This is a genomic window from Paenibacillus massiliensis 2301065 = DSM 16942 (assembly GCF_000377505.1).
In the GTDB taxonomy this organism is placed as follows: Bacteria; Bacillota; Bacilli; order Paenibacillales; family Paenibacillaceae; genus Paenibacillus; species Paenibacillus massiliensis.
In genome coordinates this window covers 50,835-63,286 of record NZ_KB898207.1, presented here as the reverse complement: position 1 = coordinate 63,286, position 12,452 = coordinate 50,835, and the positions used below count along the sequence as shown (strand labels likewise).

Here is a 12,452-nt window from a genome sequence, read left to right as displayed (position 1 = left end):
CCCATCCCGAACACGACCGTTAAGCCCTCCAGCGCCGATGGTACTTGGACCGAAGGGTCCTGGGAGAGTAGGACGCCGCCAAGCACAAGAACCACTACCGATTTTCGGTGGTGGTTTTTTGTGTTATTTGGATTTTTTAGAAAGTTATACTCAAAAACCAATTACAACCGATATAAAAAGAAAGGAATCATCTTAAAAGAGAATTAACCATTAGATATGTCGAAATGTGTGATCCCACAATCACCACCTGAACCAACCGTACAATATGCAGAGGTATACTATTGTCTCCTCTGTGAGTCGTCTAATGAATATTTCTAAGGAGTTGACTTTCAATGAAGTGGGTTCGCCAATGGTCACTAACGGTTAAACTGGTTACATCGCTTGTTCTCGTCCTTACCTTACTATTCGGAGCATGGATAACCATCAATCTCGGACAAGTGAAAAATCTGAGTATGCATAATGGTGAACTAGAGGCAGAGATTGCTGGTGAACAGTTCGCAACGCAGATTAAGGACAAACTAGTCGCTAACGAAAATATGTTGAAAGCCCTTTCTATTTTGCTGATGGACGCGAGAGAGCATCAGACTTACTCGCGTGAGCAGGTCGTGGCCCTCTTTGAGAAGATGCTGGCAGCAGATGAGAAGGTTCTAGCTATATACACACTATGGGAACCGAATCAATTTGATGGTGCAGATGCTCGTTATAAGAATATTAATGCTTATCATGATGCTACAGGCCGCTTTATTCCATATGTTGTTCGCAGTGATAACCATATTATTGTCGACCCACTCGTAGATTATGAGCAGCAGGGAGCAGGTGATTACTATTTATTGCCGAAACAGACGAATAAGACTACGCTCGTTGAGCCCTACAACTATCAAGTCGGCAACAAAACGGTACTAATCACTTCGCTAGTACTGCCTATGTTGGATGAGTCAGGCGCCTTTGTAGGAATAGTCGGAGTGGACTTTTCCTTGGATTCTTTACAGACAGAGGCATTAGCTTACTCGCCAATGGGTGGGCACGTGAATATCATTTCCAATTCAGGAGTCTATATTGCCAATTCAAACAGCGCAGATCAAGTGTCACAGACCTATTTGGATGGTCCGGAGAAGCAGCAGCTCTGGGAGGACGTCGTACAGGGCGCAAGAAATTCCGGCTATACGAGCAATGCTAAAGGCGACGAGGAATTGAGAGTGCTTCTTCCGGTAAAGCTGCAGGCTGCTAACGAAGCCTGGTATGTGGAATCGGTTATACCGCAGTACAGCATCCTAGAGCAATACACCAGTGAGCGGCTTAAGTCAATTATCATAGCGTTATCTTCGCTGCTTATTACCGCTTTTATTGTATACCTTTGCATTCGATTCATGGTTACACGCCGATTGGGTGCCTTTAGTGAGAAGTTTAGATTAATGTCAGAAGGTGACTTCACCCAGACCATCAAGATTCGTGCGGCGGACGAGCTTGGCGAGATGGGAGAACGATTCAACGCCATGTCTGGCGAGCTTCGCAGCATGTTCAGACAGGTATCTGATCTATCGTTATCTGTAGGTGCTACTTCAGAGCAACTGACAGCTGGTGCCGAGCAGACGGGCCAAGCTGCCGAGACCATTACCCAATCCATTCAGGAGGTTGCCGGAGGCTCAGAACAGCAACAGCAGGCCAGCGGTCAGATGATGCGAGCCATTCAGGAGATGTCTGTTGGCATTCAGAAAATAGCTGAGGCATCCTCGTATGTCGCTGGGGCTGTGGAGGAGGTTCAGACTCAGACGGTGCAGGGTAATACTCAGATTCATCAATCTGTAGCACAAATTCTCCAAGCTCAAGAGCGTGTAGTCCAGTCCGAGGAAGCGCTGCGCTCTCTAGAGCAGAAGTCTCAGGAGATTACTGGGATTATTGACTTAATCACTGTAATCAGCAACCAGACAAATATGCTGGCATTGAATGCAGGTATTGAGGCGGCACGAGCTGGTGAGCAGGGTAAGGGGTTTGCGGTAGTAGCCAATGAAGTACGGAGACTGGCTGAGCAGACAAAGGATGCAGCTAATCAAATTCGCACGGTCATGGTGGAGATGCAGTCAGAGACAGCACAGGCTGTGACGGCGGTAGGGATGAGTACGGCTGAGGTCAAGCAAGGTACACAGAGTGTGCAGGAGAGCGGACGTATCTTTGCTCTCATCACGGATGAGATGGCGAAGGCCACGGAGCAGGTACAGGAGGTATCAGCGGCAGCTGAGCAGATGATTGCCAGTGCAGAGAGCGTAACGCAGACGACCGAGCACTTGGTGCATATCGCTAAGGATGCTGCTGACAACTCCCAGCAAGTGGCCGCGGCATCCGAGCAGCAGTTGGCTTCAATGCAGGAGATTACTTCTGCAGCGGAGAGTCTTAGCTCTATGGTGCAGGAATTAATGACAAGTGTGACCCGGTTCAAAATCTAATCCGCATAACTAAATTGTATAGCTGTATTAATATACACAAGCAAGTGGCATGACTCTCTAGCGGAGGCCCACTTGCTTGTGTTATTTTGTCCCCTATATATTATGTAATACTCGGCAAATATCGTGGCAAATACTCTGATGCATGTACATATGTCCACCCCCCGCACACAGTTCCGAAAAGGCTGCAGTAAAAGATACAAACAGCAGGATATGGTGCCTTGACACCCCTATACTGCTTTGCTAAGATAAGCAATAATATAATTTCAGAAGCTTTCAAAATGTCCGTCACAGGCACACATTTGTGTGAGAGTATAGAACTTTTAAGGAGGAACAATCGGGTGTGGGAAGATAAGTTTACAAAAGAAGGCTTAACCTTCGATGATGTATTGCTGGTACCGCGTAAATCTGAGGTATTACCTAAAGAGGTGGATATTTCAAGTCGTCTAAGCGACAAGGTTAAGTTGAACATGCCGCTGTTAAGTGCCGGAATGGATACCGTTACTGAGGCGGCATTAGCTATAGCTATCGCCAGAGAAGGTGGCGTCGGCATTATTCATAAGAATATGACTGTTGAGCAGCAGGCAGAGGAAGTAGACCGCGTTAAACGCTCCGAGAGCGGGGTTATTACGAATCCATTCTCATTGACTCCAGACCACTTAGTGTCAGATGCTGAGGTCGTTATGGGCAAGTTCCGTATCTCCGGTGTACCGATTGTTAATGAGCAAAATAAGCTTGTAGGGATTTTGACGAACCGCGATCTGCGCTTCATTCATGATTATTCTATTAAAATTAGCGATGTAATGACCAAGGAAAACCTGGTTACTGCTCCAGTAGGGACAACCCTGCAGGAAGCTGAAGGAATTCTCCAGAAGCATAAGATCGAGAAGCTGCCATTGGTCGATGAAGACAATAATCTTAAGGGTCTTATCACCATTAAGGATATCGAGAAGGCCATCCAGTTCCCGAATGCGGCAAAAGATTCGCAAGGACGCCTGCTTGTAGGTGCTGCAGTAGGAATTTCCAGCGATACCTTTGACCGGACTGCCGCTCTAGTTAAGGCAGGTGTTGATTTGATCGTAGTAGACTCTGCTCACGGACATCATATCAACATCATTGATGCAGTCAGAAAGCTTCGCGCAGCGTATCCGGATCTTACGATTGTAGCAGGTAACGTGGCAACTGGAGACGGCACACGTGAATTGATCGAAGCTGGCGCCTCGGTTGTCAAAGTGGGCATCGGACCAGGATCGATCTGTACGACGCGTGTAATCGCAGGTATTGGTGTACCTCAAATTACAGCTATCTACGATTGTGCTACTGTAGCTCGTGAGTATGGTATTCCAATTATCGCTGATGGCGGTATCAAGTACTCTGGAGAGATTACCAAAGCATTGGCAGCTGGCGCATCGGCAGTTATGCTGGGTAGCTTGTTCGCAGGTACGGAGGAAAGCCCAGGTGAATCTGAGATTTACCAAGGTCGCCGTTACAAGGTTTACCGTGGTATGGGCTCTGTAGGAGCTATGAAGCAAGGAAGTAAGGATCGTTACTTCCAGGATGATGACAAGAAGCTCGTGCCAGAAGGAATTGAGGGCCGCGTAGCCTATAAAGGTCCATTGTCTGAGACAGTACATCAGCTGCTGGGCGGCTTGCGCTCAGGTATGGGATACTGTGGTACACCTAGCATTGAGTCACTGCGTAACGATACACACTTCATTCGGATCACTGGAGCTGGTCTGCGTGAGAGCCACCCGCATGATGTACAGATTACGAAGGAAGCTCCTAACTATTCCTTGTAATACGAATTAATTCCTATATCACCAAAGACAGGTTAAGCAGATTCGCTTAGCCTGTCTTTTTTTGCTGTATGGCCTGTGATAGAATAGACAAGTACTAAGTTATTAAGTTGGCATGACTGGGAGTTCTAACGACTACTGCCAGCGAACAAATGCAACACACCTATGATGAATGATAAGAACGGGCGTTAGCTCAGACATAGATAATATAGTGAAATGATATGGAATCAAGCGTTTTTGACAGCATAATTGGCTTAGACAACCCATGAAGTACCTGGCATATGCGGCATTATAGGTAGGGTTGAGTATGAGAGGAGTTCGTAACCGTTGAAAGAATTGAAATCATTGAATGTGAATCGTGACATGAAGAAGAGCAAGCGTGCCAAGGCTGGCAAGCTGGCGAAACAAAGCGCTGCTGCACTAGTAGCTCTTAACCTCCTGTATGGAGTGGCTTTACCGTCTGTAAATGTACTTAACCCGGCTTTTGTAGCTGCTGCTGAAGGAACAGCGACTGCCTCTACGACTGCCCTGGTGGGGCTTGGCGGCATTAAGACACCAGATCTGGAGCTCAGCTCAGCGATCCTGATCGAGCCTACTACAGGACAAGTTATTCTGTCCATGAATCCGGATCAGCCTTTGCCGCCGGCAAGTATGACCAAAATGATGACGGAGTATATCGTAGCTGAACAGGTGAAGCAGGGGAAACTAAGCTGGGATACGGTAGTCACCGTTGGTGAGAATGCTGCCAAAAGTGTGGGTTCACGCATCTTCCTTGCAGAAGGAGATCAACATACAGTCCGGGATCTATATATCGCTATGGCAGTCGGTTCGGCAAATGATGCAACGGTTGCCTTGGCTGAGCAAGTGGCAGGCTCTGAGGAGAACTTCGTGGCTATGATGAACGAAGAAGCCCAGCGCATGGGGATGACGAATTCATACTTTATTAATTCAACGGGCCTTGATAAGAAAGATATGCCTGCGAAATATCAGCCTAGCACAGACCGCGAGACAGTAATGACAGCACGTGACGTGGCTACCCTGGCTGGTTATATTGTACGTGATCATCCAGATTATACCGAATTTACAACGATCCAGTCTCATCAATTCCGAGAGAAAGATACAGCGCCAATCATCAACTGGAACTGGATGCTGGAGGCTAATAAGGACATTCGCAACTTCAGGCAATATGCGTATGAAGGCCTGAACGGTATGAAGACGGGACATACAACTGCAGCTAAATACTGTTTTGCAGGCACAGCCGTACGTGATGGAATGACGCTCATTAGTGTAGTTATGGGGGCTAAGACCGAACCGAAGCGTTTTACAGAGACACGTAAAGTACTCGATTACGGCTTCAATAACTTTGAGATCAAACAGGTGGTAGCTCCAAAATCCGTCGTTCAAGGCGTGGAGAGCGTACCTGTTACCAAAGGTAAAGAGAAGACGGTTGGTGTCGTCACAAGTGATGCTGTGAGCTTCATTGTTCCTAAGAACGCGGCCAATCCGCAGCTTACTTTTTCGACGAATATTACACCTGAGGATCAGTTGGTTGCGCCTTTGACACAAGGTGCCAAGGTTGGAACTGTAACCTACTCCTATAAGACAGATGGGATGGAGCAGGCACAGGAAAAGACAGTGGATCTGATCACGACAGCTGCCGTGGAGGAAGCGGGTTGGTTCAAAATGTTGTTCCGTGCCATTGGAAGCTTCTTCGGGGATCTATTCGACGGGATTAAGAATCTCTTCTAGCTTTGAACTGTGGATTTTTGTTGTGATTTTAATCCTATTCCAGTAGAATAACAAGTTAGAATAATACACAAGATCATTGTGTTAACGCACAGTGAATGTATAGGTTACATGAGCTTACAATTCTTCTATGGTAGAACCATAACACAGGAGGTCAGGTATGGAAACGGGAACATCGCGTGTAAAAAGAGGTATGGCGGAAATGCAAAAGGGTGGCGTCATTATGGACGTCATGAATGCTGAGCAGGCAAAAATTGCTGAGGCTGCGGGTGCCACTGCGGTCATGGCTTTGGAGCGTGTCCCATCTGATATCCGTGCAGCTGGCGGGGTAGCTCGTATGGCTGATCCTACCATTGTGGAAGAGGTTATGAAGGTCGTTACCATTCCCGTCATGGCGAAGGCGCGGATCGGGCATTATGTAGAAGCAAAGGTGCTTGAGTCTCTGGGCGTCGACTATCTGGACGAAAGTGAAGTCCTCACGCCAGCAGACGAGGTATTTCATATTGATAAAAAAGAATTTACTGTTCCATTCGTATGTGGCGCGAAGGATTTGGGTGAAGCACTGCGTCGGATCGGTGAGGGTGCCTCGATGATTCGTACAAAGGGTGAGCCGGGTACTGGTAACATCGTAGAAGCAGTTCGTCATATGAGATTCATCAATAGTCAGATCCGCAAGGTACAGAATATGTCCAAGGACGAGCTGTATGCCGAAGCCAAAAATCTGGGTGTTGCCTATGAACTCTTGTTTGAAGTACATGAGAACGGCAAACTGCCTGTGGTGAATTTTGCAGCTGGTGGTGTAGCAACTCCAGCGGATGCAGCGTTGATGATGCATTTGGGTGCTGATGGGGTATTTGTTGGTTCCGGCATCTTCAAATCGGACAGCCCTGAGAAATTTGCACGTGCTATCGTGGAAGCGACCACTCATTATACGGACTATAAGCTGATCGCTGAAGTGTCCAAGAATCTGGGTACGCCAATGAAGGGCATTGAGATCTCCAAGCTAGCTCCACAAGACCGCATGCAGGACCGCGGCTGGTAAGGAGAGCGGGTTCATGAAGATTGGAGTACTGGCGCTGCAGGGCGCTGTAGCAGAGCATTTGAAGAGTATTTCGTCTGCAGGTGCAGAAGGAATTGCCATCAAGCAGATCGAACAATTAAGTGAGATAGCTGGGCTTATCATTCCTGGTGGAGAGAGCACTACGATTGGCAAGCTGATGCGGAAGTACGGTTTTATCGAAGCGATCCGGGAATTCTCGGGGCAGGGCAGGCCGATATTCGGCACCTGTGCAGGTCTAATCGTACTGGCCAAGGACATTGAAGGAAGCGAAGAACCACATCTTGGACTGATGAACATCACTGTAAGCCGTAACGCCTTCGGTCGCCAACGCGAGAGCTTTGAGACAGATCTGGACATCAAGGGGATCGAGCAGCCTGTACGTGCGGTGTTCATTCGTGCTCCACTCATTAGCCAGGTAGGTGAAGGTGTAGAGGTGCTGTCAGAGTACCAAGATGAAATCGTTACTGCGCGTGAAGGGCATCTGCTGGCGTCGTCATTTCACCCGGAGCTGACTGACGATTATCGGCTGCACCAGTATTTCGTGGATATGGTCAAGCAGCAGAGTATGTAAGATGCATATGAAAGCATAGGCATGTCAATCAAACCAACCTTGACCCTTCATTCTGACTCCTTAACTCGGTACAAGCCTCTTGGAGCCGATTAAGGCATAGGATTAGCCAGAGAAGATGTTTCTGCTGGAGGGTCAGGGTTTTTGTGTAGGAGGGCTATTCGTGTTAGATGTCAAAATATTGCGTAACGATTTCAGCCGTGTAGAACAAGCGCTGCAGAATCGCGGCAAGTCGCTGGAGCTCATTAGTGGTTTCCCGGAGATGGATACGCGGCGCAGAGAGCTGCTGCAGGAGAGTGAGGCGCTCAAGAACCGTCGAAATACGGTCTCTGGTGAAGTAGCTAAGCTCAAGAAGAACAAGGAAAATGCAGATGAGCTAATTCTGGAAATGCGTCAGGTATCTGATCGCATCAAGGAGCTGGATGATCAGGTCCGTGAGCTGGAGGAGCAAATCGAAGAGCTTACCATGGCGATTCCTAACCTGCCAAGCGGAGATGTTCCTGTAGGCGCGTCCGAAGAAGAGAATCAGGAGGTTCGTCGTTGGGCGGAGCCTAGAGTGTTTGACTTCACTCCCAAGCCACATTGGGAAGTTGCACAGCAGCTTGGTATCCTTGATTTTGAAGCAGGTGCCAAAGTAACAGGTTCACGCTTCACCTTTTACAAAGGGCTGGGTGCACGTCTGGAGCGAGCGCTGATTAACTTCATGATGGATCTGCACAGCACGGAGCATGGCTACGAAGAGATGCTTCCACCATATATCGTCAATAAAGACAGTCTGTATGGAACAGGACAGCTTCCCAAGTTCGAAGAGGACCTCTTCAAACTCCGGGATACCGAATATTATCTGATCCCTACAGCTGAGGTACCCGTAACCAACTATCACCGTGAAGAGATTATGGATGCAGAGGAGCTTCCTAAGCATTATGTTGCCTATAGCTCTTGCTTCCGCTCTGAAGCTGGCGCAGCTGGCCGTGATACCCGTGGATTAATCCGTCAGCATCAGTTCAATAAGGTGGAGATGCTGAAGCTGGTTCACCCGGAGACCTCTTACGATGAGTTGGAGAAAATGACGGCAAATGCTGAACGTGTACTTCAGCTATTGAACCTGCCATACCGCGTATTGTTGCTGTGCACAGGGGACATGGGGTTCAGCTCTGCGAAGACTTACGATCTTGAAGTGTGGCTGCCTGAGAGCGGTGTGTATCGTGAGATTTCCTCTTGTTCGAATTGCGAGGATTTCCAGGCACGTCGTGCCAACATTCGTTTCCGGCCAGAGGCCAAGGCGAAGCCGGAGTTCCTGCATACACTGAACGGCTCTGGATTGGCAGTAGGACGCACGGTAGCGGCTATCCTGGAGAATTACCAAGAGGAAGATGGCTCTGTTCGCATCCCAGAAGTGCTACAGCCTTATATGGGCGGAGTACAGGTCATTTCCCCACGTTAAGAATAATTGCATTTCTCAATAACTTGTGGTAAAATAATTTTGTTGCGCTCTTGTGAGAAGTCAACATTATGTTTTACCTACTCGGAGAGGTACCGAAGCGGTCATAACGGGGCGGTCTTGAAAACCGTTAGGGGGCAACTCCACATGGGTTCGAATCCCATCCTCTCCGCCATATTATATAAATACAACTACTTGAATTGGATTGAGACCTTATACATGAGTGTGAGGAGGATGCCGTTTAAGTAGTTTTTTTGTATTTGCAGGAGATCACTCTATGATGGAGGTTAAGGGTTATGCACACAATTCAAAAGTTATTTGATCATATGGATTGGGCCAATCTGCGATTGCTTGAGGCTTTGCGAGTAGCCACACCCGCTGAGGCAAGTAAAGCTGCAATTCTGTTTCGACACGTGCTCCAGGCGGAGAGCATTTGGCTGACAAGGCTTCAGGGTCAAAGTAGCAAGGGAATTGCAGTATGGGTCCATGAGGCTGACATGGATACTTGTGAGGAGCTAACCAAGGCCAACCGAGAGGGATTTCAGGCTTTGCTGGGCGCATTATCAGAGGATGCATTGGATTTGCCTGTAGAATACGCCAGTCAGAATGGCACACCTCATAGGACATCTACCCGTGACATTTTAATACATATTGCTCTGCATGGTCAGTACCACCGAGGACAAATCAACGCTATGCTTCGTACGGTTGGGTTGGAGCCGGTGCCTATGGACTATATTTTATATTCGCGAATTGCTCCACAATAACGCCATGCATACAGGGGGAATACCAGACGTTACTTCGAGTCACTCACCCGGTTGATCGTCTCCAAGAAGAGGATAAGAATCAGCTCTAGCCGGGATCAGGAGAGGATGTATATATTTCGCCTCTTTGCCGCACCTTATCAAGACGGAGGAGGTGCTAACATGAATAAAGAACTAAACATAGACCAACAGCAGTTAGTTCAAGCTTGGCAAGAGCGCTTGCCTGAGTTGTTGCATCCAGGAGATCATTCGCTGGTCGCGGCAGATGAGGCAAATGGTAAAGCGCTGCGCATTCATATTGATGCTAATGGGCGTCAAAGCTATTCATTGGACTTCGCCTGTACGTACGTAGATACACGCGAGGTGCAGGTCCAACTCGTCGATGTTGAACGGGATGGACAGACGATTGATGAGCGGGGAGATTATGTTCAGGAGCTCGCTGATCATTACACGAGACATATTCATCAATGCGCCCAAGCATTGCAACAGATTACGAACCCCTAGTTAAAATGCGCGACCGTCTACCAGTATAAGAGGTGGAAGTAGCGTGCAAAGAAAGCCTTGAAGAAGTGAAGCGTTCTTAATAACGAAGGATGTCCAATTGATGGAACTTCAGATGTCCAATCCGATGGAACATTTAATGGAATGGAAAGGATGTGTAGCGAGCATGAGCAAAGCCAAGCAAGGCCTGGACAAAAACCTGAGCAATGTAGTGCAGGACCTGAATACTACCCGTGTGAATTCTCATCACGCACAGCAGCTTCAACAGGATCGCAATGATCGCAGACATCAGGACGCTCTGAACCATGATGAGACTGAGGATATGAACCCAAGTCATTCCTGAAGGCACAGATGAACAAGCTCTCCGATAGAGGGATAAGTAGTTCATAAGTTCAGAACATCGATCTGCTTGAGATTCAGATACGTACTATACTGATCAAGTAGACGGCGTCCATGACAAAATACATCTGTGTGCTTCAACTATGTTTGCATAAGGAGGTATAAAGGATGAGCAAGCCCAAAGCAGTACCAGTACCGGAAGCTCAGGACAATAAGTCCAGAAGAAATGACGACCGAAGCGGTGGCATGCAGGAGCCGTTGTCGGGCTCCAAAAAGGTGAAAAATCGCAACCATGTCGACCATCTGAATCCGCAAGGTTAGTACCTTAACCGAATCAGATTACATGTGTAATGATCTGGGACGTAGTATTAGCTGAAAGTGTTCTATGCTTCGAATTTGACCTATTTAAAATAACAGCGTGCGAAAGGAACTCTGATTAGTCCACATACTAATCAGGGTTGTTTTCTGTTCCATGCGTTAATATACACAAAGCTTATGTCTCAGGTATCAATTTCCCTTTAAAGTGTTTCAATACCTCGCTAGTTAGGTTATGATTAAGGTGATATGTGTTATATTGATGAACAATCGATAAATGCATATCTATTTTTTTGAGGGGTTAATACGAGGGGAGAGACAGAACTTAGCATGAACAGAAAATGGACAACATTGGCAATGTGTGCGCTACTGGTCTTCATGTTGGCACTTGTAGGCTGTGCTAAAAAGCAGGAGCCGAAGGAACTGATTAACTCAGTTGTAGAGAAGACGAGCACAATGACTTCCTATGAGATGGCTACAAAATTGACTATTAATGACCTATCCTTCACTTCACCAGCGCTGGAGAACGATCCAACAGCTGGCATGATGATGAGTATGCTGAAGGATGCTGAACTTACAGTGAATGGCGTCTACCAGCTGGAGCCAGCACAGACGGAAGTAACAGTAGGTATTCATCTGAAGGGTGATATGGCAACAGAGCTTACGATCCCTATGGTAGTAACCCAAGATAAAATGTATGTGAAAATCCCAAGAATTCCGATGCTGCCAATGCCGGAGACGGTTGTAGGCAAGTTCCTAGAGCTGGATCTGAAGGAGCTGGCGGAGCAAAGCGGTGGCGAGTTCACTGCAGGATCAGTGGATCAAGTCCAAGCACAGAAGCTTGTGAATGAACTGTCTACTGCTGTACTTGCAGAGTATGATCAAGATACCTATTTCAAGGACATTGATCCTAAGGATGCTGCTCTTCCAGAGGGTGTAAATGCCAAGCAAGTCGTGCAATTCAGTGTGACTAATGATAACGTTCAAGAGGCACTGAATATTTTCATCACAAAGGCACTTCCTAATGTGCTCGATATTCTAGCTAAGGAAGAGTACAAAGAGCTACTCCAAGGAGATCAAGCTGAGATTGTAAAAGCCAAGGAAGAGCTCCAAGCCAATAGCGGAGAGATCACCAAGCAGCTTGATGAGCTGAAGAAATCGCTGAAGGTGAATCAGTTCGACGTTAACACTGCGGTGAACAGCGACGATCTGCCGATCTATCAAGAAATGAAAGCAAATCTGGAGTTCAATGATGCAGAATCCCAAAGCAATGTGAAGGTTGCCTTCACGGGTACATCCCAATACTCCAAGATTAATGAGAAGCAGACCTTCGTCATTGGCATTCCAACGGGTGATGACGTAATCACGATGGAAGAGTTCCAACAACAAACAGGTGCAGGCTTCTAATATCAGCTTCATCATAATAAACTGACAACAGATCGTGTAGCTAGTTCTCTTGCGTTTGAGAGGATCCTCTTACATCTGTT

At 47.3% G+C, this 12,452-nt stretch carries 11 protein-coding genes, 1 tRNA gene and 1 rRNA gene; all 13 read left to right on the top strand.

Going from position 1 to position 12,452, the window contains the following annotated elements; all coding sequences use genetic code 11:
* Positions 1-84: ribosomal RNA gene (rrf, locus tag D328_RS30510) — 5S ribosomal RNA — on the top strand; the annotation flags it as partial.
* Between the two features lie 248 nt (positions 85-332).
* Positions 333-2,441: a methyl-accepting chemotaxis protein gene (locus D328_RS0126805; RefSeq protein WP_018888132.1), complete on the top strand. Its 2,109-nt coding sequence runs from the start codon at positions 333-335 to the stop codon at positions 2,439-2,441.
* Between the two features lie 338 nt (positions 2,442-2,779).
* Positions 2,780-4,237 carry an IMP dehydrogenase gene (gene guaB / locus D328_RS0126800; protein WP_018888131.1) on the top strand — a complete coding sequence of 486 codons (1,458 nt, stop codon included), beginning with the start codon at positions 2,780-2,782 and terminating at the stop codon, positions 4,235-4,237.
* Between the two features lie 360 nt (positions 4,238-4,597).
* Positions 4,598-5,983, top strand: coding sequence for a D-alanyl-D-alanine carboxypeptidase family protein (locus D328_RS0126795; RefSeq protein ID WP_026281398.1), 1,386 nt, complete (start codon positions 4,598-4,600; stop codon positions 5,981-5,983).
* Positions 5,984-6,140: 157 nt separating this feature from the next.
* A complete protein-coding gene (gene pdxS / locus D328_RS0126790) occupies positions 6,141-7,022 on the top strand; it encodes a pyridoxal 5'-phosphate synthase lyase subunit PdxS (protein WP_018888129.1) in 882 nt (293 codons plus the stop codon).
* Between the two features lie 13 nt (positions 7,023-7,035).
* Entirely contained in the window at positions 7,036-7,611 is a 576-nt protein-coding gene (gene pdxT / locus D328_RS0126785) for a pyridoxal 5'-phosphate synthase glutaminase subunit PdxT (RefSeq protein WP_018888128.1), read from the top strand.
* Between the two features lie 160 nt (positions 7,612-7,771).
* A complete protein-coding gene (gene serS / locus D328_RS0126780) occupies positions 7,772-9,052 on the top strand; it encodes a serine--tRNA ligase (RefSeq protein ID WP_018888127.1) in 1,281 nt (426 codons plus the stop codon).
* Positions 9,053-9,135: 83 nt separating this feature from the next.
* Positions 9,136-9,224: transfer RNA gene (locus D328_RS0126775), tRNA-Ser, on the top strand.
* Positions 9,225-9,345: 121 nt separating this feature from the next.
* Positions 9,346-9,813: a DinB family protein gene (locus tag D328_RS0126770; protein ID WP_018888126.1), complete on the top strand. Its 468-nt coding sequence runs from the start codon at positions 9,346-9,348 to the stop codon at positions 9,811-9,813.
* 159 nt (positions 9,814-9,972) lie between these two features.
* Positions 9,973-10,314: a hypothetical protein gene (locus tag D328_RS0126765; RefSeq protein ID WP_018888125.1), complete on the top strand. Its 342-nt coding sequence runs from the start codon at positions 9,973-9,975 to the stop codon at positions 10,312-10,314.
* A 100-nt stretch (positions 10,315-10,414) separates the two neighbouring features.
* The gene (locus D328_RS29870; RefSeq protein ID WP_018888124.1) at positions 10,415-10,654 is read left to right on the top strand and encodes a hypothetical protein; all 240 of its coding nucleotides are present in this window, start codon (positions 10,415-10,417) and stop codon (positions 10,652-10,654) included.
* A gap of 164 nt (positions 10,655-10,818) precedes the next feature.
* Positions 10,819-10,971: a small acid-soluble spore protein P gene (locus tag D328_RS0126755; RefSeq protein ID WP_018888123.1), complete on the top strand. Its 153-nt coding sequence runs from the start codon at positions 10,819-10,821 to the stop codon at positions 10,969-10,971.
* Between the two features lie 324 nt (positions 10,972-11,295).
* Positions 11,296-12,372 carry a hypothetical protein gene (locus D328_RS0126750; protein ID WP_018888122.1) on the top strand — a complete coding sequence of 359 codons (1,077 nt, stop codon included), beginning with the start codon at positions 11,296-11,298 and terminating at the stop codon, positions 12,370-12,372.
* Positions 12,373-12,452: the final 80 nt, after the last annotated feature.